At 51.3% G+C, this 21,121-nt stretch carries 21 protein-coding genes and 2 pseudogenes; 5 read left to right on the top strand and 18 right to left on the bottom strand.

What is annotated here, in order from left to right; genetic code table 11:
* Nucleotides 1–3: 3 nt before the first annotated feature.
* The 10 genes from NM686_RS14905 to cas6 form a co-directional block, all read right to left on the bottom strand.
* The gene (locus NM686_RS14905; RefSeq protein WP_255188646.1) at nucleotides 4–1,269 is read right to left on the bottom strand and encodes a TIGR02710 family CRISPR-associated CARF protein; all 1,266 of its coding nucleotides are present in this window, start codon (nucleotides 1,267–1,269) and stop codon (nucleotides 4–6) included.
* A 65-nt stretch (nucleotides 1,270–1,334) separates the two neighbouring features.
* Nucleotides 1,335–1,589, bottom strand: coding sequence for a Txe/YoeB family addiction module toxin (locus tag NM686_RS14900; protein WP_255188645.1), 255 nt, complete (start codon nucleotides 1,587–1,589; stop codon nucleotides 1,335–1,337).
* A complete protein-coding gene (locus tag NM686_RS14895; protein ID WP_255188644.1) occupies nucleotides 1,586–1,840 on the bottom strand; it encodes a type II toxin-antitoxin system Phd/YefM family antitoxin in 255 nt (84 codons plus the stop codon). Before NM686_RS14895 ends, NM686_RS14900 begins: the two co-directional genes overlap by 4 nt.
* Before the next feature lie 234 nt (nucleotides 1,841–2,074).
* Nucleotides 2,075–3,484, bottom strand: a complete 1,410-nt coding sequence (gene csm5, locus NM686_RS14890) for a type III-A CRISPR-associated RAMP protein Csm5 (RefSeq protein WP_255188643.1) — start codon at nucleotides 3,482–3,484, stop codon at nucleotides 2,075–2,077.
* 85 nt (nucleotides 3,485–3,569) lie between these two features.
* Nucleotides 3,570–4,526 carry a type III-A CRISPR-associated RAMP protein Csm4 gene (gene csm4 / locus NM686_RS14885; protein WP_255188642.1) on the bottom strand — a complete coding sequence of 319 codons (957 nt, stop codon included), beginning with the start codon at nucleotides 4,524–4,526 and terminating at the stop codon, nucleotides 3,570–3,572.
* Nucleotide 4,527: 1 nt separating this feature from the next.
* Nucleotides 4,528–5,319 carry a type III-A CRISPR-associated RAMP protein Csm3 gene (gene csm3 / locus NM686_RS14880; RefSeq protein ID WP_255188641.1) on the bottom strand — a complete coding sequence of 264 codons (792 nt, stop codon included), beginning with the start codon at nucleotides 5,317–5,319 and terminating at the stop codon, nucleotides 4,528–4,530.
* A 15-nt stretch (nucleotides 5,320–5,334) separates the two neighbouring features.
* Nucleotides 5,335–5,712, bottom strand: coding sequence for a type III-A CRISPR-associated protein Csm2 (gene csm2, locus NM686_RS14875; protein WP_255188640.1), 378 nt, complete (start codon nucleotides 5,710–5,712; stop codon nucleotides 5,335–5,337).
* Complete coding sequence (gene cas10, locus NM686_RS14870) at nucleotides 5,705–8,275, bottom strand: type III-A CRISPR-associated protein Cas10/Csm1 (protein ID WP_255188639.1); 2,571 nt, start codon at nucleotides 8,273–8,275, stop codon at nucleotides 5,705–5,707. The genes csm2 and cas10 overlap by 8 nt, the downstream gene beginning before the upstream one ends.
* A complete protein-coding gene (csm6, locus tag NM686_RS14865) occupies nucleotides 8,272–9,384 on the bottom strand; it encodes a CRISPR-associated ring nuclease Csm6 (protein ID WP_255188638.1) in 1,113 nt (370 codons plus the stop codon). Before csm6 ends, cas10 begins: the two co-directional genes overlap by 4 nt.
* A 119-nt stretch (nucleotides 9,385–9,503) precedes the next feature.
* Complete coding sequence (gene cas6, locus NM686_RS14860) at nucleotides 9,504–10,457, bottom strand: CRISPR system precrRNA processing endoribonuclease RAMP protein Cas6 (protein ID WP_255188637.1); 954 nt, start codon at nucleotides 10,455–10,457, stop codon at nucleotides 9,504–9,506.
* 258 nt (nucleotides 10,458–10,715) lie between these two features.
* On the opposite strand from cas6, the gene NM686_RS14855 reads away from it, so the two are divergent.
* The gene (locus NM686_RS14855) at nucleotides 10,716–12,050 is read left to right on the top strand and encodes an IS1380 family transposase (protein ID WP_255188233.1); all 1,335 of its coding nucleotides are present in this window, start codon (nucleotides 10,716–10,718) and stop codon (nucleotides 12,048–12,050) included.
* A gap of 725 nt (nucleotides 12,051–12,775) precedes the next feature.
* On the opposite strand, the gene NM686_RS14850 is transcribed toward NM686_RS14855, so the two are convergent.
* From NM686_RS14850 to NM686_RS14835, 4 genes are all read right to left on the bottom strand, one after another.
* Nucleotides 12,776–13,891, bottom strand: coding sequence for a Fic family protein (locus tag NM686_RS14850; RefSeq protein ID WP_255188636.1), 1,116 nt, complete (start codon nucleotides 13,889–13,891; stop codon nucleotides 12,776–12,778).
* 335 nt (nucleotides 13,892–14,226) lie between these two features.
* Complete coding sequence (locus tag NM686_RS14845; RefSeq protein WP_255188635.1) at nucleotides 14,227–14,724, bottom strand: hypothetical protein; 498 nt, start codon at nucleotides 14,722–14,724, stop codon at nucleotides 14,227–14,229.
* A 146-nt stretch (nucleotides 14,725–14,870) separates the two neighbouring features.
* Nucleotides 14,871–15,281 carry a hypothetical protein gene (locus NM686_RS14840; protein ID WP_255188634.1) on the bottom strand — a complete coding sequence of 137 codons (411 nt, stop codon included), beginning with the start codon at nucleotides 15,279–15,281 and terminating at the stop codon, nucleotides 14,871–14,873.
* The gene (locus tag NM686_RS14835) at nucleotides 15,278–15,535 is read right to left on the bottom strand and encodes a hypothetical protein (protein ID WP_255188633.1); all 258 of its coding nucleotides are present in this window, start codon (nucleotides 15,533–15,535) and stop codon (nucleotides 15,278–15,280) included. The genes NM686_RS14840 and NM686_RS14835 overlap by 4 nt, the downstream gene beginning before the upstream one ends.
* Before the next feature lie 165 nt (nucleotides 15,536–15,700).
* Here NM686_RS14835 and NM686_RS14830 point away from each other — a divergent pair, with 165 nt between their 5' ends.
* Nucleotides 15,701–16,075 carry a hypothetical protein gene (locus NM686_RS14830; RefSeq protein WP_033155174.1) on the top strand — a complete coding sequence of 125 codons (375 nt, stop codon included), beginning with the start codon at nucleotides 15,701–15,703 and terminating at the stop codon, nucleotides 16,073–16,075.
* On the opposite strand, the gene NM686_RS14825 is transcribed toward NM686_RS14830, so the two are convergent.
* A complete protein-coding gene (locus NM686_RS14825; protein ID WP_255188631.1) occupies nucleotides 16,053–16,586 on the bottom strand; it encodes a hypothetical protein in 534 nt (177 codons plus the stop codon). The genes NM686_RS14830 and NM686_RS14825 overlap by 23 nt on opposite strands.
* Nucleotides 16,587–16,916: 330 nt before the next feature.
* Here NM686_RS14825 and NM686_RS14820 point away from each other — a divergent pair, with 330 nt between their 5' ends.
* The gene (locus NM686_RS14820) at nucleotides 16,917–17,174 is read left to right on the top strand and encodes an AbrB/MazE/SpoVT family DNA-binding domain-containing protein (RefSeq protein ID WP_255188630.1); all 258 of its coding nucleotides are present in this window, start codon (nucleotides 16,917–16,919) and stop codon (nucleotides 17,172–17,174) included.
* Nucleotides 17,175–17,212: 38 nt separating this feature from the next.
* A pseudogene (locus NM686_RS14815) lies at nucleotides 17,213–17,497 on the top strand (type II toxin-antitoxin system PemK/MazF family toxin); the annotation flags it as partial.
* Between the two features lie 19 nt (nucleotides 17,498–17,516).
* Here the strand turns inward: NM686_RS14815 and NM686_RS14810 are convergent.
* The gene (locus NM686_RS14810) at nucleotides 17,517–19,340 is read right to left on the bottom strand and encodes a VWA domain-containing protein (RefSeq protein WP_255188629.1); all 1,824 of its coding nucleotides are present in this window, start codon (nucleotides 19,338–19,340) and stop codon (nucleotides 17,517–17,519) included.
* Between the two features lie 85 nt (nucleotides 19,341–19,425).
* A complete protein-coding gene (locus NM686_RS14805; RefSeq protein ID WP_255188628.1) occupies nucleotides 19,426–19,779 on the bottom strand; it encodes a hypothetical protein in 354 nt (117 codons plus the stop codon).
* Here NM686_RS14805 and istA point away from each other — a divergent pair.
* Nucleotides 19,764–20,393 (top strand): annotated as a pseudogene (istA, locus tag NM686_RS14800) (IS21 family transposase); the annotation flags it as partial. The gene NM686_RS14805 and the pseudogene istA overlap by 16 nt on opposite strands.
* Before the next feature lie 205 nt (nucleotides 20,394–20,598).
* Here the strand turns inward: istA and NM686_RS14795 are convergent.
* Nucleotides 20,599–21,120 carry a phage virion morphogenesis protein gene (locus NM686_RS14795; protein WP_255186421.1) on the bottom strand — a complete coding sequence of 174 codons (522 nt, stop codon included), beginning with the start codon at nucleotides 21,118–21,120 and terminating at the stop codon, nucleotides 20,599–20,601.
* Nucleotide 21,121 lies beyond the last annotated feature (1 nt).

Raw genomic sequence — 21,121 nt, 5'->3', positions numbered from 1 at the left:
AAATTAGCTTTCGTAACCACTCGGCAATTGCGGCGGCATTTGCTTGATGCCGACTTTTGATGATTCCTCCAGCAGCATCGGCATGAAATATTGCTCCAGCCAGCTGTGGATGATCTGCCATTCCGTCAGTTTGATGGGCGTAAAACCATGCGCCAAAATCGAAGCGTTGCGAATCTTGGTGTGATTGAGCAGGGTGTTTTCCTGTTCCGCGATAAAGCGGGCAGCGGCGCCTTGGGTTTTGAGCTTGACCAGTTGCCAGGCCTCGAACAAACCCACTTGAATGATGCCGTTGCGGTTGGCTTTTAAGACCATGGTTTCCGGGACTTGCTCCGGTTTGATGTCGCCGGTTTGGATACCGCATTGGGTTTCCAGCAGCCATTGGGCCGTCCATTCGATCAGCCGGTAAACCCTTGAAACCGCGTCGTCGTAACGGCCTTGGGCGGCGTGGCGTTCGGCGTTGCGGTAAAGATCAAACAGCCGGGCCGCTTCGCGTTTGCCTTGGTTTTGATCGTTGAGGCGCATCGCCATGCCGATGTAGGTTTTCATCGTGTCCGGCAGGCTGGGCGCATAAGGCTGCAAGATGTTCAAGGTCAGGGCATGGTTGAAATTGTCCCATTCTGCAAAGGCGCGGCTCAGTTCCCGAAAGCGGGTGTATTCGTTGCGCAGGCCTTTGGGCGGCCTGAAATCGGCCAGGCCCGCCCACGCTTCACTGTAGGCGTAACGGTGCCAGGCGCGCCGATAGGGCTCGGTCAAACGGCGGTAGCGGATGCGTTCGCAATCGGCCTTGTCGGCAAACTGCGAGCCGTCCTGGACTTTGATCAAATCCGTGCGGCTGCCGGTAACGAGCTGTAGGTCGATGTCCGGCCTTTCGACAGCCGCCATCACCAGCCCGGCGCTCATGGACTTGGTGCCGCCGGTGTAGTCGGCTACGACTCTGGCTGCCGGAAAGCGTTGCATGACTTGGTCTATGGCCAGTGTGCAATCGAGATAAATGCGGTCGAGGTCGTCGGACAGCGTCAGCACGGTTTGATATTGATCGGCGGCCAGCCCGGTTTGGCTGGGAATGTTGGGCAATGACGGCGCGGCATCCTTGGGGCTGGCCTTGATGCAATGGCCCTTGCCGTCGATTTGGGTCCGTGACCCCGGTTGGCCGGTGGCCGGGTCCTTGTCGGTGCAGATGAACACGACATGGTCCGGGCGCATGTCGTTGATGGCGCTGACGATGGGTTGGTGGCTGCCGCCGACGGTGCAGATGAGGATGTTGGTCATGGTTTTAGTGGATTGGTTGTTGTAGGAGCGACGCCAGTCGCGATTTCCCCGGTCGATATCGTGAATTAGTAGTGATAGCGACATTGCACGATGGTAATCGTGGTGGCATCCGCCTTGTAAACCAACCGATGTTCACGGTCGATGCGCCTGGACCAGTATCCGGACCAGTTGTGCTTTAATAGCTCCGGATCGCCAATGCCGGTGAATGGCTGGCGTTTGATGTCTTCGATCAAGGTATTGATACGTTTCAGCACCTTTTTATCGGTGGCCTGCCAGTACAAGTAATCGTCCCAAGCATTTGTCGCCCAAGCCAAAATCATGGTTCTATCAGTTCATGGTTTACGGTATTACCGGCTTCCACTTCCGCAATTGCTTGGTTCAAACGCTGCGCATTGACCGGGCTGGCCATCAAATAAGCGGTTTCCTCGAAGGATTTGTAATCTTCCAGCGACAAGATCACCGCCGGTTTGCCATTTTGCCGTGTCACCAAGACCGGGTTATGGTCGTCGTTGACTTTATCAAGCACGCTGGCGAGGTTGTTGCGCAAGGTTGTGTAATTGATGGTATCCATGGGCGGTTCCGTGGTTAGCATGCATGTGTTGGCATTGTAGAAGTACTTATTTTTTGTACGCAACTAGCGATTTTTCATCGTGCATTCCAATGCTCGATTGCTAGCTGTCGCCAACGGTGCGCGTAGGAGCGACGCCAGTCGCGAATTTTGATTGGAAATCGCGACTGGCGTCGCTCCTACAATCCGTCCTACCAGGCAGGGAAAGCGCTGGTGATAAAGTATGTGGTCATTCAATTAACCTTGCTCATAAATGGCCTTGGCCAGCTTTACGGATTTGCCGTTTGGCTGTTCCCACCAATCTTCCGATTGCCAGCGCCGTTTGATATCTGCTAGCGCCGCTTGCTTTTCTTCGCCATTTGGTAGCGCCTGCCAAGCTTCGGCCAGAGCCTTGCCGCGTAACGCATCTTTTTCTGAGCTGCGATTTTGCTGGGCAATTTGCGCCAGCTTTTGGTTTACCCAAGCCGATTGTGCTGCGGTGGCTTGTTGTTGGGTATGCTGTTTTACCAGCTTTTCGGCTACCATTGCGAATGGCATTAACCGTACCCAACCCATGGGAAGCTTGGGTTCGCCGGAAACTACTAAGCGGCGGGTTTTTGGAAAAATCTTCTCTGGGCGACCAAGATCCCTCGGATAGAGTTGCCTAAATTGTTCGACGAGATTATCTGAAGCCCAATCTCCTGTCATCCCTCGCCAACCGCTACCCCAGGACATTTGCAGGTAGGCGGAATGTTGGTCCTGTTGGATCATGCTTAAAATCCGTTGGCATTCTTGCTCTGGTGCCGCTTTGCCTTGTTTTTTATAAAACTGAATTTCGCGTTCCAAGCGATATTTGGCGTGTTGGTTGAGGCGTTGGCGCAAGTCGTCGTAGCCTTTTGGCGCAATATTGGAAATTGCTGTGGCCTGCTGCCATTTGCTGACGTCACTCAGTAAGAAGCCGTCCCAATTCAAGGTCATCAATCCTAGTGCAGATGGCTGTAATACTTCGGCATAAATGCCATCGCCATCATGCCAATTATCAAAACTTTTCTTTTTGGTCATGCTGCGCCAGCGAGTTTCGTTTAACCAACGTATGTCGGCCAAACGTAAATCTGCATCAACAAATAATGTGTCTTTGACTTTAAATGAGCGGAAGATGTCTTGGTTAGCAGTTTTGCCTGTGATTTCATCCATCAGTTTTTTAGCTGCCCATTGCTTCGAGGGTGCCTTTCCGAACCTGTCTTTTTGGGGAAGTAAGTGATCAAAACTATTCGGTGGCGTACTTCGCAACCACTCCGCAATCAACGCCGTGCGAATCGCGCCCTTGATCGCTGATCCCGGTAAATAAGGCCGGTTCATGGCGTCCTTGAGCTGTTCGCGAAACTTCTCCGGTACTTTTGCCGTGCTGCTCAACCATGGTAATCGGTAGCCAAAATCCTGACCCGCCGCTGTTGCCCAATCGCTTAAACGATTGCCCGATAACAGTTGCGCATTCAATGCCAGGTTACCGGAAGCCACGGCATTGAAGCTGGCTTGTTGATCGACGATAAAGGCCATTTGGTCGCGCTCGATGTAATCCAGCTCTTTGAACAGTTCAGCACCGGAACCGGATTGCGTGGGGGTGATGATTTCCAGACCCAATTTGACTGTTTGATTGATACCTTTCATTCTCATAAACCTATGTTGGTTTTGTAGGAGCGACGTACAGTCGCGATTCTTAAATGTTGATCGCGACTGTGCGTCGCTCCTACAGTTAACTGGCTTTAACGAAAAAGCCGCGCCCGTCCCGATAGACTTTTTGTGGCAGTTGATCAACCGATACATCAACCATTCGCCCTTGTAGGGGCTTGGCAAATACACTGCCCTCGGCAAACATGCGCAAGCGCTGTTTACGCTTGCCGCTGCCGCCTATCCAGCCGCCACGCGACACCAACTTGTAAGCCGCGCCGTCCAGCCAACCGGTTTGGCAATCGCCAGGATCGGGATTGACCAACGATAACGCTACCGCTTGGCCTTGTTCGGCCAGTTGCAATTGCGGCATTTGCCCTTTACTCCAGGTAAAACAACCATTGCCGCTGGTGCGATCCGCGCCGATGCCGCTGTCGCCGAGTACCGAAAGCGCGGTCTCAAATTGTTGCCGACTCGTCTCATCGTCAAATACCGCCAGAAAGTACAAGCCACCGTTTTTATCGAACCAGATGCGGCTGAAATTGAAGATTTGGCGTTCGGCGGCTTGATTGCTGTTGCGGTCTATCGCCAAGCGCGGGCGTTCCTCTTCCAGCCAGAGCTTTTCTGGTAATGTGGTTGACTGGCTGGCTAAAACGCTTTGGCATACGCCTGTTTTCAGATCGATGGCGTCCGCCCATTTGGGATTACTCAAGGACGAATGCCAGAGCTTGCTGTCTAGCCACTGGATTTTTTTCAGCTTTTTGGCTTGCTTTTGTTTATCTGGTGGCAAGCGGATGGCTTGACTGCTGAGCACGCGCGGCAGAAAGTAACAATCCCGGTAAAACGGAAACGCCGAACTGAGGCGAAACGGCGGATTTTGCGCTTGTTGAGCAATTTGCTCCGGCCAAATCAATGCCCAGGTCGCCAAAATCGCCGCGCTCAGGGTATCGGAATGGATGAAGCTGCTGCTTTCCTCGTAAAAGGCATTACCGCGACTATCGACATGGAACGGCGCGGTGAAGGTGAGCCGATAGCACTGCATCTCAGGCTCCGATGGCGACGTTTTGAGTTTGCAAGTCGGCGAACAGCGCCATCAGTTTTTCGTTAACGTCAGCCGCCGATTCGCCTTTTTGATACTGCGGCATGGTGCGCTCTTGCAAGGTTTGCACCGAAAACTCAACCGCTCCATACCCGCGCGAACCGTGTCCTCCCAAGCTGTCGTGTTGCACCAGTTCCAAGCCTTCGCGGATCAGGTTTAAAAATTGGGCTTCGTCATCCCCTTCCAGCAAGGTCAACAACAGTTCAAAGGCAAACTCAGCTCCGGCCGGTACCCGTTCGAATTGGCGCGGATTGGCTGCCGAGGTGATCCGGTCGATATTGACTTCAGTTTTGACCTCGGTCATCGGCATGTCGGTGTTTGGAGCGTTTTCCAGTTGTTGTTTGCTTTCTTTGGTCAAACTAGCGTCACGCACCATCAAGCGGGTAGGCTGACCATTGTTTTTGTCGGCGGAAACACCGAACAGCTTGCCGAGCAGGGTTTCAGGATTGATACCGGCTTGAGCTTCCAGTTTGCCTTCTTTTAAGCTGAATCCCCCTTCACTTGGATTATGTTTTTCATCGCCCCTTGCCCGCTCCAATAATGACCGCATTTTTCCGCGTAATGAAGAGCCTGGAATATACGGCTCATTGGTCAAGGGATTTCTGACCACAACTTTATCCGCGCCGCCAATCGCCATGCCAATGGAGTTGCCGCCAATATGCAGGCCAGTCAGTGCTGTGATTTTGCCTTTGATGAAAATTTTGCTTTTCAGTTTTGGGTTGATTTGATTGCTCATGTTCGTGTCTCGTAGTTATTTAGTGCTATAAACTTTGTGGTAAGCCAAAATGGCTTCAAAAAAATTACAGAACCTTTTGAAGGTCTCTCTATCCTTGACTTCCACAGCATCTATGGCCTGAGATAGCGCATCTTCCAACAACTTGAATGTGTCTCTTTTTTTAAATTCAGTTCGCCCCCTGGCATACGCCAGTTTAGGTTTCAGAAGCAATAATTCACGATAGGATTTTTCCGTAAAGTCCGTTTGCATTTCTAATTTTTTTACCGTTCCATAAGCATTTCTTATTTGGGAAGTACTGACATCTTTGATTGCTAACGCCAATTTGTCGGCAAACTCGATCATCTTCTTCGCTGTATCGTCTCTTTGAATAAAAGAGCTAACTTCGTTAGTCATTTGTTTTACTCCTCAATAAAAATTCTGCCCAACGTACCGGTAATTGCAGCCATTCCATGACCGGCTGCTTGTTTGCCAGCATTAGTTGGGTGATTAGTTGCCTTTGTAAATTTTCAAGTTGTATTGCCACTTCGGGATAACGCTTTTCCATCCGTTTCAAGTTGTAAACCAGTCGCCAGCGCCATTTGTCCCAGTAAATCTGGTCGGTAATATTGCCGGATTTTTCTCTGGCTTTGATTTCATCCACGGCAATAACCACTTGCCGCAAACGGTCGATAATAGCTTGGCTGTTGGTTTTCTCGACAATGTCCAACAAGGTGTCGCGCAATTGAATTGCGTCGGCAAAGCTTTCCCAGCCGATGGCTGTTTCCAGAAAGCTCAAGGCATCCTTTTCCTTCTGGCCGCGTTGCAGGTGTTTGGCTTGTTCTTCGGCTTCGCCCGCCAGTTCCGCCGCGCGAGAAATTGGGTAACGACCGCCTACCAGAGCAATGCCGCCGGACAAAGTAAAGCAGAGATTGTTAGCACAATATTTAATGAATTCGTCGCGGATTTTTTTTGCCACATCCGGCAACTCGTCCCAACTGCCAATAATGAATACATCATCGCCGCCAGCGTAAATGATCTGGCTTCGCGGAAACGCTTCCAAAATGTGGTGCAAATAACCGGCGAAGAACAAATGCAATTGCCTGGAAACGGTGGCGACTCGCGACAGCGAACCCATGCTGGTTTGATTGCCTGTCGCATCTTTTTTGCCAAAGTTCAGGCCGCGAATAAATATCTCGCCGAGGTTGTCCACGTCCATGCGCAATATTCCCATGCGGCTAATGCCCTGAGCGTGTTCGGCAAAATCATCAAATTCATAGTCGCCGGAGGTTTTTGCGTTTTGCCATTGGCCGACATAGCGCACACCTTGTGAATAGCCTTGGGCATTGGCTGTTAAGCCCTTCCAGTCGTTCAGCACTTCCAGATGTGATTCAGTCAAGTCGGTGAGTTCGCTAAATTGCGGTTCCTGCGCTAAAAAGTACACTTCACAATCGGTGCCGACTATCGGCAAACTGAAAAGCGGGTCCTGCATTTTGTGTTTAACGGTTTTACGGTTTTCACCCCAGACCCAAAATAAGTAGCGGGTATCAGCCAAGGCTTGGCCCATGCGTTCCAGACTTTGGCATTGCCGACAATTTTGGTTGGCGTTGATGTCTGCCTGATCATCATCGCGACCGCAAATTTTGCAGGCACCACGTTCATGCTGCATTTGCTGAGCGAAACACTCGATGTCTTGACTGACTTGGGCTTTAAAAGGCTGCAAGCGTTGTTTTTGCAGGTCTTCGTTCACCTGCTGCCAGCGCTGGCCCATGTTGCCTTCTGTAAAATCATCGCCACAAATGTCAGCAAAGCCCAAGCCTAAAAACACTTCACCCTGAAATTCATTGAGCAAGGTTTTGTTGACCGAATCGGCAATACTCTGTGCTTTGGCTTTCAAGTGCGTCGGAATCAACAAGTAGAATTTGCCACCGGAAGAATAAATCCTGGCCGTTGGATACAGGCCTAATGTTCGTATGATTTGTTCGGCAACGGCATCGCATAGCAGCTGGATGAAGAACGAGCGCCCTCGCAAGCCCTTGGCCGCACCTTTGCTGGTGATTTTATAAATGAATTTTTGTATGCCCGAAAAATCACCGCACACCAATTGCCATTTAGGGGTTTGGTGGTCGTCAAAACCGCTGGTTTCATTCTTGGCTTGGTGATGCAAAAAAAGACTTTCCCCAATCGCAGCCGTAACCCTGAGATGATCGAATAAAGAAATATCGGGATGCTGCACATTGGTAGCAGCTGGCACTTGGCTTAAATACTTTTCCAAAAGCGTCAATAGACTTCTGGTAACCGACTTTAGGATTTTGTCTTTGTCGACGTTGGCCTGGAAGCTTTGTAAATGCTCCAGGTCGTTCAATAATCCCTGGGCTATTTTTTGATACTCCGGCAGTAAGCTGGTTTTGCTTAACCAAACCTTGCCTTTATCGTTGGTTTTTTCTTCCATACCAGCGGAAACCGCTGCTTGGGGGTAAATGCTAGCGGAAGAAAGTTGGATTCCCGCAAGCGGCAGAAAATAGTCGTTTTGCCTAGCGGTTTCCCCAATCTGAATCCTGCCCAGCAACGATTCCAAACGGGTCTTTTTATGGATACCTTGTTCATAAAATTCACCTTTCTCGCGTTCGGCGCTGGCAAGATGATCGGCAGACTGAACAAGTTTTTCCAGATACGCTTCAGCTCTACCAGATGGAACATGGTGGTAGGTAGCCAGATTCACCCAGTTTTGATCGGCTGTGGCAATAGTTTGCTGTTCAACGGGTTTCAGTTGCGGAATCTTTTCGGCTAGCAACTCGCAGAAAGCCAAGGTATGTAGAACGTGTAAATGGCTGTAATAGCCTTTTTCACGGTTTTTCGGACAAAAACTCTGGCGTTTTACTATGTCGTTTCTGTAATGCTCCAGCAATTCCGCACGTTCAAAAAACTTGCCGATGTCGTGAAGTAAACAGCCTAAAACGGCGTGGTCGTGTTTTTTCATGCCTTGTTTCCGTTTGATGAAATGATTTGAATCTGTTCTGAGCTTAAAGCAATTAGATAACGCGTCTGTGGCCTTTTACCAACGGGCTGAATCAAGTAAGCCGTTGCCGCATATCCCAACACTTGATGCAAGGCTTTGTTGATCCGCGACTTGCGCTGTTCGAAGAAGGTCTTGCTCATGCCGTGTTGCAAGGCCGCCGCGGTGCGGTCGGCGCCGCCCATCTCGCCGGTGATGTGGCGGTAGTGCAGCAAATATTCAGCGGCATAGTCTTGGTCAGGCGCGCCGTCGCTGGGGCATTGCGGGGCTGGCAATCTTTCGGCTTGGCGTTGCAATAGCCACAGGTAAAACGCCAGGTCTGCGGGTGTCAGTTTGATTGGCTTGCCGTGGGCGATGAGCAGGCGCTTGGATAAATCGATGCTCAATTGGGCAGGCCCCAACGCCAGTTGGGCGTTGGCGACGGACTGGCTGAAGCTGCTTTTGCCTTGCAGCAGGGCTTGGTCCAGGCCGTGGCGTAATCTGACGAAGGCAATATCGGCCAGTATGACTTCGGCGTTTTGCGAGTCCACGGGTTTGCGGCCGGCGTCGGTGGCGTAGATCACGCGCGAATACGGGGTTGGATAATAAGATTGCGGGTGAGATTCGTAGTCGGCCGACACTAGTACATGGCTGAGTCTGTCCTGTTGACGGCCGTAAAGCGACAAGGCGTAGCCGGCGTAAAAGCCCATGGTTTTGCGGCCACCGGCGATGGAGACGTGCAGCGCGGTTTCGGAATTTGTAGTGAAGGTTCTGATCCATTCGGTGATGCCGTCGGCCATGGCCTGGTTGTCGGCTTGGCTGCGGATATCGTGTAGCGGCTGGCCATCGACTTGCTGTAGCACGTGGATATGGCCTTCGTCGAAGGCCGGCATAGTCAGTTGGTAATCGTCGTAAAAACGGGCCAGCCAGCCTTCGTTGATCAAAGTCAGTTTGGCGCGTTGATGGCCTTCGGCGGTGGTCAGTATGTGAATCTCGGCCGGTAGGCGCTCGCCCTGGGCATGCAAGGCATACAGGGTTTCGGTGACGACTTGCGGAGTCAGACCGGTGACGGCGAGCAATCGGGTTTGGTTCATGCTGTTTATTTGTTAGTGTTTCTTTTTGAATCGCGACGGGGAGTGGCTCCCACAAGTCTCGTTCGTTAGTCAAAAGTCCAGGAACCAAGGCAATTCAGCATAGCGGGCCTTAAGCGATATTAGCCATTTGGCAAGCTTGTGGCTTTGATGCTGTAAGCTCCCATGCCCATGCTGGTAGCTTTGCCGACATGCGTCCATTGTCCCAGCCAGAGATATGGCCAGAAATCCTCCAAACCACTGGTATCCAGCGTGATATTACCCACCAGTCCGCCCAGGTTCATTTCGGTTTGTTGGCGGGAGGAATAACGCGTCCAATCGAACCATTTCAGTTGTTGCCCGGCGATGGTAACTTGTTTGGCCTGGGTGGTAAGGCCGGCAAAATCGGTATCCAGCGGTGTGTCGGTATGAAAATAACTGATCATGGAAATGCGCCTGAGCAAAGTGCTAAACAGGGCGCCGAAGGTGAAGTTGTCCGCAGTAACGTTTTTCTGATCGTGCTTGATGCGTAGCGGAGTGTGGAAAGTCAATTCCATGCGCGCGGGCATGTCCGGGATCGGCGGGGAAATGGCAGGGCTTTGTGCTTGCAACGCGCCATCCTTGTAGATGCATCTGCAGCCACCCTGGTCGTCGAGCTCGTCGATTTGCAGCAATTCAAAAATCTGGCGTTTACCGCCTATCCCTTCTTTACCCGCCATTTGCAGCGCATGAATCAAGTATGGGAAAAAGCGCTGACCGTGACCGAATAAAATCAAATCAAGCTGGTAAGGCAAGTTGCTTGCGGTATTTTCCGGAAGGCGCAGCACGAATGGATGTGGCGCCGCGTTGTATTTGCGCATTTTTTCCGCATTACCCGGTGGCGGGGTTTCGAACACATAACTGTAAGCGCAGGCATTTTTCAATAAGCATTGGTTGCAGGGTGTGTTTCTGACGACACAGACCGTGCGTTTCAAGGCGTGGCCTAACGCGCCACGCCAGGCGGAGCCAGGATAATCTGGCAAGCGGATGGGGTGAGGTGCATCGTAATAAAACCGGTATGCCTTGAATGGAATGGCGGGATAAGCGCTCGACATCATGATTCAACCTCCTTGTTTTGATTATAGGAACTTAACAATCTAAATCCTGTTTGACAAGCTTTTCACTTTGCCGCTGCTATCGACGAAGGCTGTTCGATATTGAGCAGAAAAACCAATATAGCCTTAATGATGCAACGAAATCAGTCTATTAGACCTGAATCCGTGACTTAAAAGGCCATCCACGGCCGCAACGCAATGATTTAAAACGCTTATTCTGGGATAATACCGCTATTCTTCCATTCACCCGGCGAGTGATTCATGAAGCGGTTTATCCTGGAGCAATCTGAAACTGAATTTTATACCAGCCATTCTGGATTAGCCTTGGTCGGTTTATGTTTGAATCAATATGGCCAGCTCAATCAGGCGCTGGAAAAAGGTATTCCGCTACGGCACGGTATTGCTCACGCCGATATTATCAAAAGCTATATAGGCACCCTTAGCCTGGGCAAAAGCGACTTCGAAGCCATCGAAAACCATCGCGACGACGACTATTTCAAAGCCGCGCTCGCCATTCATCAAGTACCCTCCAGCGCCCGCCTCAGACAGCGACTGGATGAACACGCCGACGCCTTATTACCGATCATTTATCAAAGCAACCTCGATTTTCTGGCTCACGCCCAGGTGCCGGTAACGCCGTTAGCCACAGGCCATGTCGCGTTGGATATCGATGTTTACCCCATGAACAACGAAAAAACCTGCAAAGAAGGCGTCTCCCGAACCTACAAAGGTTTTGACGGCTACGCCCCGATTGCCCTCTATCTGGGTAAAGAGGGCTGGTGTATTGGTAATGAACTGCGCGAAGGCAAGCAGCATTGCCAATACGAATTCCGCTATGCGCTGGAGCGCGGACTCGCCGCCGCGAAACGTTTGACGACTTTGCCTTTGTTGGTCCGGCTGGATGGCGGTCACGACGCGCTCGACAATCGCATCGACTTACACGAAGCCGATCAGGTCGATTTCATCATCAAATGGAACCCGCGTAAACAAGATGCCGACGCCTGGCTGGCCTACGCCGAACAACACGGCCAGTGGACCACACCGCGCGAAGGCAAACGCGTGGCCTTGTTCAGTGTCATGGAGCAACACACTCGCAACGGTAAAACCTATACCTGTCGCAGGGTCATGCAAATCACCGAGCGCACCATCACGGCTCAAGGCCAAGCCCTCGTGCTACCGGATATCGAAATCGAAGGCTGGTGGACCAGTCTGCCGGTGGCCGATTACGACGATGCCATGGTTATTGCCCTCTATCGCGACCATGCCACCGCTGAACAATTCCACAGCGAATTCAAGACCGATCTGGATATCGAGCGCCTGCCATCCGGCAAGTTTGCCACCAACGACCTGATCATGAGCCTCAGCGCCTATAGCTACAACATCCTGCGCTGGATAGGCCTGATCGGCTTGCTGGGCGAACAAAGCCCGGTCAGGCATCCTGCCAAGCGGCGGCGTATCAAAACCGTGATCCAGGAACTGATGTATCTGGCCGCGCGACTCATCCGTAGCGGGCACCGGCTGAAGCTGCGCTTTTCACAGAGCTGTCCCGGTTTCATCGCTTTTGAATCCACCTACGCCAAACTCGCCGCCGGCTAGCGACTGATCGCTCTGCCATCGATAGCACAACGCCGCAAATTCACAGTGGCTTGGGAATCCTGCGCCTAAAGTCCATCAAATTGAATCATGCAGGGAAAATATTCCAGATAATACGCTGCATTTCTAGCCGTTAAACTCGATTGCCCGGACCACACTTTTAAATTCAGCGAATTTTGGAAGAGTATGACGAATAAAAGGTCTGGCAATATGTGGAGTCACGGATTCAGGTTAGATTTAAGACAACTCATGATTTTTGAGATCAATGACTGAATTGTGCGCTATCGAGAGTTGTTGAGCCTGATGTTGGCTTTTTTGATAGTCAGGGTGTCTGCGGTTTGTGGCGTTTGTCGTTTACGATCCTGCTGGCAAGCAGGCGCCGAACCATAGGTTTGCAGTGGAAGTTACGGGCCTGGTTGAAAAGGCTGGTCCCAAGCCTAGTGTTGCGAGCTTCGGCTCAAATTAGGCGTGGAGTCGACAAATGGCTGATAATGGTTCTGTATCAAATAACCCCGACTGAAATGGAATCAGGGATGGTCATTAGAATCAAAAGCAGGGTAGGGAGTAGGGTGGAAAAAATTAAGGCCTTGATAAAACGTTATTTATCAAGGCCTTAATCAAAAATAATGGCGGAGAGCTAGGCAGCGTATCGCCGAGGGGATTTGATGGAAAAGCGATCGCAGCTTATGGCCGATTGGGCCAGGTATTGCGAGCAGGCTTATTAGAATTTAAGGCAGTGGCTCGGTTAAATTCAAATAGTAGCGCGTATGTTTCCGTTCGCCTGTTCGAATCAATGCTCCATTGGAGACCAGATCCTGCAGATCGCGAGTGGCCGTTGCCGATGGTGCCCCAGTGATGCTTCGATATTTGTCCGCGCTGAGTCCACCAGTAAAGCCATCTGGACCTTCGCGAAACATTCTGGCCAAGGCTTTTTCCTGACGCGGATTCAATTGTCCGCGCACGCGGTCGTAGAGCTTGGTTTTTTGAATTAAAAAATCGATCCATTGGTGGGTGTAATCCTGAGCGGCTATCACCAATTCGGCGAAATAAACCAGCCAGTCAGTTACGTCGATCTGCTTGTTGGCCATTTCCAAAGCGGTGTAATACGCATTGCGGCGGCGTTCGATGGTAAATGCGAGCGCGATTAATGTCGGTTGCCCCAGGCATTGGGCCAACGCCTTTTCGGCAATCGCGCGACCGATGCGACCGTTGCCGTCCTCGAACGGATGAATGCTGACGAAATAAAGATGGGCGATCCCGGCCCGCTGTAAAGCAGGCAAGGGTGTTTTTCCATCAGGCACCGTGCGATTGAACCATTCAATGAACTGATCCATCTCTCGTGCCATCTGACTGGACGGGGGAGCTTCGAAATGCACTTTGGGCGCGTAAATGGGACCGGAGACAATTTGCATCGGATCTTCGTGGCTTCGATAACGTCCGACATCCTGTAGATCGTTGCGACCGGCGGTAATCCAGGAATGCCATTGATATAGTTGCTCGTGAGTCATAGGCGTTGCGAAGTGCTGGTACAGATCGACCATAACCTCTGCGATGCCTTGCTCGGCCGGCGGGACTTTTCGATGATCGGTGATTAAACCGAATTGACGGCAAATGGAAGATTGCAGGCTGTCCCGGTTCAGATATTCACCTTCAATAGCTGACGTTTTTAGGGCTTCATTGCTGATCAGCTCGATAGTCAGCTGCCGTCTGTCGTCTTCGGATAAATGCTTCACCGCGCCGAATGATACGCCGGCGCCAAGCAATAAGCGCTTTTCAAAATCGTCCAGCTGCGGCGCGTTATAGGTGAAGTGCGGCCAATCGGCCAGTTGCCAATTCCAGAGCATGATTAATACAAAATGATTTTATCGATCACAAATATAGCATTTTATGATCTATAAAAGACCTGTTTAATCATCACGACAGACTGTAGTGCCTCTCTGGGCAAACCCGGGCGCAATAACTGTTAAACTTATAGTGAAGTGAGATTACTGGTATTACCAGTGTTACCGCCTTATCTGGCGTGGGCTGCAGAGGATACGGGGTAATGTTGAAATGGGTCTGTCATGGTGTACTCCAAAGACCCCCTCGCGACCGATTCAATCCCAGCGGGATTGAATCATCCCGCAGGGGATCTTGAAAAAACTCGGCTTAACCGAGCGTCAAAAGTGAAAACGACGCGTCAGATCAACGCAAATCGTTTGCCTTCTATGAAGTCCTGATACTGCCGGGCTTCGATTTTCCCCTTGAACCGGGCATGCACGGCTCCGTCGATCCAGATTTCCCAAGGCAAGCGGATAAGCTCACCTCTGACCAGTTCCACCTCTCCAACACGAAATTCATCGTGTTGGTAAAGCACTTGGCGTGGGCTGTCGATACGGACGATGCAATGATCCAGCAATGCCGGACCACCGATGTCACCCGGTTCGATCAAAAGTGGCACTTTAATCGTGCCGGTCGAGCGGCCGATCCAACCGATGACGTCGTGCTCATCATGCCAGGACTGACCGGTTTGGGTGTCGCCGTAATACAACCGGATTTTGCGCCGGCTATGGCGAAGTTGTTCCAACAATTCGACGACCGGTTCCGGTGTGTCGGCGTGATAGCAGGTGCCGGACGGCAAGCGCTGATACAGAACGCAATGACCGTTGACAAACGTGTGTTCAAAAATTTGTTTCATGATGTTGTCCTCAAAAAAACGGAAACATCACGATTCCCCAGCGGGAATAGGACATTCCCGTGTGGGTGGAAAAAATGAGTGCCAAATCAAATGACGTGGCTACCTCGGGCTTTTGCAAATTGCGCGCTTAAAGACCGCGCGAAGTTTTAGGATTGAATTTCCAATGCAGGTTTCCCCAAGGCTTGTAAGGCCAGAGGGATTAATGGATCCAAGTCGTCCCAATCGATACTGCCGCCACTGGCTTCACCTTGTTGATAGGCTTCGACCAAACCCCGGCAACCCCACATGGCGGCGTATTCCTGCTTCAATTGTCGTACCGAATGATCCGGGGCAGGCAATTGTTCAACGGCAACGCATTCCCAGACTAAGCTTTCACCCTCCGCTTCATGATAGTCATCGGACAATAACGGCATGGCGGCGGTGTCATCCCAAATCGTGGCGTCATTGAATGCCTGCTCGGCAATCTGTTGTGCCGTCTCGGGACTATCCGCGGTGATGCCAATCGACACGCGGTGAACATAGTCGATTTCGTAGGAGACAACGAAGAGCCGATTCACACCCTCCACCGTGACATTGGCGGAGGCTGGTTCTTCGACTGGCGATTCGGGGTTTCCGCCGACTCACCCTTGATCAATGCGCTTTCATAAGGTTCGATCTCCTTGTTGCAGTCCGGGCAGCGATCGTTACAGGCGCAATCCCATTCATCCTCCCATTCGGTTTGGCAGTAGGGACAGCGGTACTGATTCAGATACCGAACCGTGCTGTTTTCGGCAGGGGTTGTGCCAACGCTATGTTGGTTAATTGTTTTCATGGTCATCTCCTCCAAAAAATGCAGGAACGACCACCCGACAGGATGAGGTTCCTGCAGGGTTAAAAACGCTGAATTAAGCCTAAATCTGGCTCGCACAGCGGGGTTGAATTCACGAAAAATTCGGTATATGGTGGCTAAAACTCACTAAATAGCAGAGAAGTAGCCATGTTTGACGATATTTTGCGCATTTTTGATTTCCTCAGTCTTAAGCAGACCGAGAGTACGCAACCAGTACGAAAACCGATGGCAATACCACTCGATCCCAGACTGAATGCGTTAAATCTTTGCAAAACAATTTTGACGAAGTTGGATGCCGCGGAAGCCGATGTGTTGCAAAACATCGACGATCCGAAGCGAGCCTGGACGTTGTTGAGCAATGTCCGGCAATTGCGACGGGAAACCTTTGAGGATCTCCAATCGCTGTTGCCGGATGGCTTTCGCTTCGACGAACCCAAGGTTGACTTGGCTAAGCCAGTACGCACCGTAATGACAAAAAACGGCGCGACGCTTGCGGTATTCAATGGCGGACAGACTCACTGACCGGCGTCGATAAACCGTTGCCTTTCAGCGCTGCCCGTAATTGGGATACCTGATGCGGAACTTTCTGGGTCGCTACGTCAGTAACCGCAACCGACTGCTTTTTAGCGCGCCGAGGTTTTTTGACTTCAGGTTCGGGACTGTCGATCACCGGTTTGATTTTCAACAATTCCCGCTCCAGTTTGGCGATTTGAATATCCGCCTCGTAGATCTCGATCGTTTTTAACTTGGCCTGTAATTGTGCTTCCAGTCGGACAGCCTCACGATTGATAGCGTGATTGCGGGTTTGAATTTGCTGATGCACCGAATCCGATATCGCTAACCAATCTATGTCCTCGCGGCTACGTGGCATGATGACCGGTAGCCGGTTTCGCGCCAATCGCTGCGCACGATAGCGGTGAAACAGTTGGTCGGCGTGTTTCAATGCGCTCAGCAGTTGCAACGCCGTTGCCCAAAGGACTCGCAAGGCAAGGATAAACATCGCCAAAAGGATAACGCCGAAAATAAAGTTCATTGAAGTTCTCCTTTGAAAATTTAAGAAAACACTTCGAATGAACAGCGCCCGGCCAGGCGATGGTCGCCCGAAGCGGGTTTTGATTTGCAGTGGGTCATACCACTGCGATTTACATCGGGCTTAACGCACCCGACACGATCACGATTTAACGTGCTCGCCGCCTAAAGACGGAACGCCGACCGAGGTCGGATTCAGCATTCTTTGAAAAGAATGCATGAAGAGCCTGATTTTCCGATGCTGGACTTGAGATGTCGAGCCATTGGAAAAACCGGCCCGCAGTGAGGCCATTGATGTTATATTTTTATATAACAATCAATCCGGAGAAATGCTATGCATACCACCAATCTACGAAAAGTCGGCGGCTCGGTCATGTTGGCGGTGCCTCCGGCATTGTTGGAACAATTACATTTGCAACCTGGCGCTACGGTAGGCTTAGTCATCGATCATGGCCGTTTGATCGTAGAGCCATCTCCGAAGCCGCATTACACCCTGGCCGAATTACTGGCCAATTCAGATTATTCCGCACCACTGTCCGAAGAAGAGCGCGAATGGATCGATACGCCGGCGGTGGGTAACGAACTGCTGTGAAGCGCGGCGACATCTATTTGGTTTGACTCGATCCGACCGCCGGCCATGAACAAAAAGGCAGCCGGCCTGTGGTCATCGTGTCCCCGGATGAATTCAATCAAGTCACCAAACTGCCGGTCGTGTTACCGATTACCACGGGCGGTAATTTCGCCCGCCGCCTGGGATTTGCGGTTCCGTTGACCGGCCTCAAAACCACCGGTGTGATTCGGTGCGATCAACCGCGTGTTCTCGATTTGGCGGCACGCCAAGCCCGATGGGTCGATAGCGTGCCGGATGCCATCATGGATGACGTACTGGCACGACTATCGACCTTGTTCGAGTAAGCAAGATCTCCTTCAGTATTTAAGCCACCAACAACACCGCTTTCGAGAGTTCGAACAATTGCGCTCTCAGCCCTGAAAGATCGTTAATGGTGATGGCAATCGGAAACAGATGACTGACATCCAGTCCCAACCCCACACCGACGGTTTCAATACCGCTATCGCGGCAGCGCTGCAACAGCTCCAGTGTGCTCAGGGTATCGTTGGGTTGACCATCGGTCATTACCATCAATACCTTGCGCGGTTCGCGGCAACGCAGCAGTGACGCCGCACCAAACCAAATCGCTTCGGTCATCGGTGTGCTGCCGGTAGCCGTCAGTGAAAATGCACTGGCTCGGGCATTTACACGTTGACCATGATCTAACAAGCGGAACACCGAGTCATCTTGGCGCCCCGGAAACGCGGTGACACCAGGATTTACCCCAGGAATTCCTTCAAATGCCAACGCCAGTGCCAAGGTGGCTTCCAATGCAATCGGCATTCGCGATCCCATCGGTTGACCCTGACTATCGGTTACCTGATAACCCATGCTTTCGGATTTATCGAGTAAGAGATGAATGGCCGTATTCGGTGCCGCTTTCGCCTGTTGACGCTGAAATACCCTGATTTCACCGAGAGGTAGGCGATGCAAACGCTTGCCATCCATACGACGACCACGACAGGCGTGTTGTGGGCGATTTAAGGTTTGCGATTGCACCAGGCCTTGCAAAGCGGCGCGGATTTTACCCGATTCGCTTTGCACCTTGCGCAGCAAAAACGCACCGGCTTGCTCGTCCATGCGCGGCTCGTGGCCGCTCGGCATGAGCAATTCCGATACGTCTTCGGTCGCCAACGACAACGCCGATTTCAGCGATTCGAACAGGTCTTGCTCAATGTCACCGTCTTCGGCGGACAATAGTGTTTGCAAGACGCCCATCGGGTCGGGAATCTCCGTATTTTCTACATCCTCATCTTGCGGATTGGATGGAGCACTATCGGAAGATGTTGTCGGTTCTTCGTCAGGATTTTCCGGATTCGATGCATCGTTACCACCGGATTCTGAAGACGATACGTCATCAGTGTCGTTGGGTAAGCGTTCATCGGACTCCGTGTCATCCTCGGAATCCTTGCCATTCGAATCGTCCGAATCTTCTGAATCTGCGTCCTGATCGGTTTCATCCGGTTCAGGATGCATGGCTTCATCATCCGCCGATGGTTGTGCCTGATTACGCTGCTGTTGTTGCTCGAACTCCTGCTCAATCATGGTCAGGATGCGATCGGTCAAATGCAAGCAATCGGACTCAGAATACAAACCTTCCGGTACTTCGGACAGCAAGCCTTTCAGTCGTGTCACCGCACCGTTTGGAAACGTTGCCTTCAATGCGATTTCGGTTTCCTCGACCAACGGCCGTAACGCCGACTGACCCAATACACTGGCACGCAAGCTTTTCAAGACATAGCTGTACAGAATATTGGCTGGATGATCGTCGATTTTGCTGGCAACAAAGTCGCCTTTGGCAATCATCTTTTCAATCACCGTGCGGATGGTCAGTCGTGTTCCCGGAAAATCCTTGGCCAGTTCATGCTCGATGCGAACATCTTCAATCGCGTTGCATAACCGCCGGCGTAACACCGAATGCCCAAAGCGCAGCGTAAAATCCGAATACCGAATATGCGCGGCTTCATGTGCCAGTAAGCCCCAGGCAACATCCTGATAATCCGGATCGTCACCTTCATAGGCCGGAAGTTGAATCGATTTTCCATCGGTATAGGCTTGATCACCACCGACGCTGACTTTGACGCCAAAGCGATTGCCGATGGCAGCCGCGACGATCGGAAATGCGTTATGTAAGGTTCTATTTTTCATGGTGTGCTCCAAAAGTTAGGGGCAAACCATGACCCCAGCGGGACATGACTTTGCCCCAGTGGGTGAATAGTTAAATGGCGTCAGATTAGAACCAGTAATCCTGGTCGGAATCGTCCGCCTCCTCATCGCTGCCTGCTGTCACCGTTACCGGTTCTGCAGGAGCTTCAGAGTGATTAGGTTTATCTGCATCATGACCGGCTTCCAGATCAGACTGATGATTAATCAGCAAGACCTTCAAAGCCCAGTCTTCCGTTGCCGATTCCGCTTCCAGATCATCATCAAAGATGCCGTCAAACAGATCGGTAAAATGTTGACGCCGGTTGAAAATTGACCAAGTAAGAGGCCGAATTCCGGCCGAAAATTGACCAGGGTTATTAACCTGTCCTGTCCAAAAATTAGACAGGAGCTTAGAAGGTGATAACCATGATCTTATTTTCAAAAATTCGGCGGATGTATTTCCGTGACAAACTCTCCATCAACGAGATTGCCAAACGGACGAGTCTGTCTCGCAATACCGTTAAAAAGTGGTTGCGTATGCCCAATGGGACCGACCCGAAATATAAACGCCAGCCCGGCTCAACCAAGCTTTCCCCGTTTGAGGATCAACTCAAACAAGCGCTGATCGCTGACAGCTATCGCCCCAAGCGGGAGCGACGAACCGCCTTGAAGTTATTGGAAGAGTTACAGAAAGCCGGCTATGACGGCGGCTACACGCAGCTTACCGATTACATCCGTGCCTGGCGTCAGGGTGCCGGTAGCCAGGCTGGCAAACACGCCTTTGTCCCATTGAAATTCCGTTGGGGCGAAGCCTTTCAATTCGACTGGAGCGAAGAGTCTCTGGTGGTCGGTGGCGTTTATAGGCGTTTGCAGATTGCCCATACCAAGCTGTGTGCCAGCCGTGCCTTTTTGCTTTCCGCTTATCCAAGCCAAAGCCATGAGATGCTGTTCGACGCCCATCGCCGCGCATTTCAGGCTTTTGGCGGCGTGCCGTTGCGGGGGATATACGACAACATGAAGACGGCGGTCGACAAGATACAGAAAGGCAAAGAACGCATCAGTAGGGAGGAGGTGGAAAACGGACAGTTACAACACCCAAATTCGCCCCGAAAACCCCGAAATTCGCGGGATTCAGGCTAAAAGCAAAAAATCTTGAATTCCGGACAAAATTGGCATGAAAACGCGGAAAAACCATGTCCTTTTTTGGAAAAACACTACCGCCGATTACGGATTAATTACCGATTAAAGGCCGTTTATTCGTTCATCGAACGCGCGTTAAAACACGTGTGAGATGATCGACCGTCACATTTTCTACCAAGTTTTTATCGCTATCCGGAAAGCCAACAAGCTCCCTTTTCGGCAGTCCTGGATGATTCACTCGCTTACGAACTATACCCGCAAATGCCAGCGCTTTTTTAGTACGCGGCCGAATAACATACGGATCTGCGCCTGCGTTGTGAATGGCAGCCAGCATTGAATCCCTTTGTCCATCAAATCCTAAAATCAACGTATTAGCTGAAACCTGATAATTCAGACTGGCCAACATCCGACCGGTTTTTTTCAGCGGTCCGCCCTTGCGATTACCCTCAGCCAGCGTCAATGACGATAGCTTTTTCCATGCCTTACCCTCCGGATCGACGCCTTGTTCATGCCGCCGCCTGTTAACCCGCAACAGCGACTCGCCGATGCTGTCCAGCATCTCCTCCGGTGTTGCAATCTCACGTCTTACCGCCTCCAGCACCCGCTCCAGATGCCCCACCTCGAATTCGATCTCAAATTGCATA

This window comes from Methylomonas rapida (genome assembly GCF_024360925.2).
Lineage (GTDB): Bacteria > Pseudomonadota > Gammaproteobacteria > Methylococcales > Methylomonadaceae > Methylomonas > Methylomonas rapida.
This window is presented reverse-complemented; position numbering and strand designations above follow the sequence as displayed.

What these genes read in the sequence shown, in the direction of transcription:
- NM686_RS14905 (WP_255188646.1), bottom strand. Translation starts at nt 1,269, where the DNA reads ATGACCAACATCCTCATCTGCACCGTCGGCGGCAGCCACCAACCCATC.
- NM686_RS14900 (WP_255188645.1), bottom strand. Translation starts at nt 1,589, where the DNA reads ATGATTTTGGCTTGGGCGACAAATGCTTGGGACGATTACTTGTACTGG.
- NM686_RS14895 (WP_255188644.1), bottom strand. Translation starts at nt 1,840, where the DNA reads ATGGATACCATCAATTACACAACCTTGCGCAACAACCTCGCCAGCGTG.
- csm5 (WP_255188643.1), bottom strand. Translation starts at nt 3,484, where the DNA reads ATGAAAGGTATCAATCAAACAGTCAAATTGGGTCTGGAAATCATCACC.
- csm4 (WP_255188642.1), bottom strand. Translation starts at nt 4,526, where the DNA reads ATGCAGTGCTATCGGCTCACCTTCACCGCGCCGTTCCATGTCGATAGT.
- csm3 (WP_255188641.1), bottom strand. Translation starts at nt 5,319, where the DNA reads ATGAGCAATCAAATCAACCCAAAACTGAAAAGCAAAATTTTCATCAAA.
- csm2 (WP_255188640.1), bottom strand. Translation starts at nt 5,712, where the DNA reads ATGACTAACGAAGTTAGCTCTTTTATTCAAAGAGACGATACAGCGAAG.
- cas10 (WP_255188639.1), bottom strand. Translation starts at nt 8,275, where the DNA reads ATGAAAAAACACGACCACGCCGTTTTAGGCTGTTTACTTCACGACATC.
- csm6 (WP_255188638.1), bottom strand. Translation starts at nt 9,384, where the DNA reads ATGAACCAAACCCGATTGCTCGCCGTCACCGGTCTGACTCCGCAAGTC.
- cas6 (WP_255188637.1), bottom strand. Translation starts at nt 10,457, where the DNA reads ATGATGTCGAGCGCTTATCCCGCCATTCCATTCAAGGCATACCGGTTT.
- NM686_RS14855 (WP_255188233.1), top strand. Translation starts at nt 10,716, where the DNA reads ATGAAGCGGTTTATCCTGGAGCAATCTGAAACTGAATTTTATACCAGC.
- NM686_RS14850 (WP_255188636.1), bottom strand. Translation starts at nt 13,891, where the DNA reads ATGCTCTGGAATTGGCAACTGGCCGATTGGCCGCACTTCACCTATAAC.
- NM686_RS14845 (WP_255188635.1), bottom strand. Translation starts at nt 14,724, where the DNA reads ATGAAACAAATTTTTGAACACACGTTTGTCAACGGTCATTGCGTTCTG.
- NM686_RS14835 (WP_255188633.1), bottom strand. Translation starts at nt 15,535, where the DNA reads ATGAAAACAATTAACCAACATAGCGTTGGCACAACCCCTGCCGAAAAC.
- NM686_RS14830 (WP_033155174.1), top strand. Translation starts at nt 15,701, where the DNA reads ATGTTTGACGATATTTTGCGCATTTTTGATTTCCTCAGTCTTAAGCAG.
- NM686_RS14825 (WP_255188631.1), bottom strand. Translation starts at nt 16,586, where the DNA reads ATGAACTTTATTTTCGGCGTTATCCTTTTGGCGATGTTTATCCTTGCC.
- NM686_RS14820 (WP_255188630.1), top strand. Translation starts at nt 16,917, where the DNA reads ATGCATACCACCAATCTACGAAAAGTCGGCGGCTCGGTCATGTTGGCG.
- NM686_RS14810 (WP_255188629.1), bottom strand. Translation starts at nt 19,340, where the DNA reads ATGAAAAATAGAACCTTACATAACGCATTTCCGATCGTCGCGGCTGCC.
- NM686_RS14795 (WP_255186421.1), bottom strand. Translation starts at nt 21,120, where the DNA reads ATGCAATTTGAGATCGAATTCGAGGTGGGGCATCTGGAGCGGGTGCTG.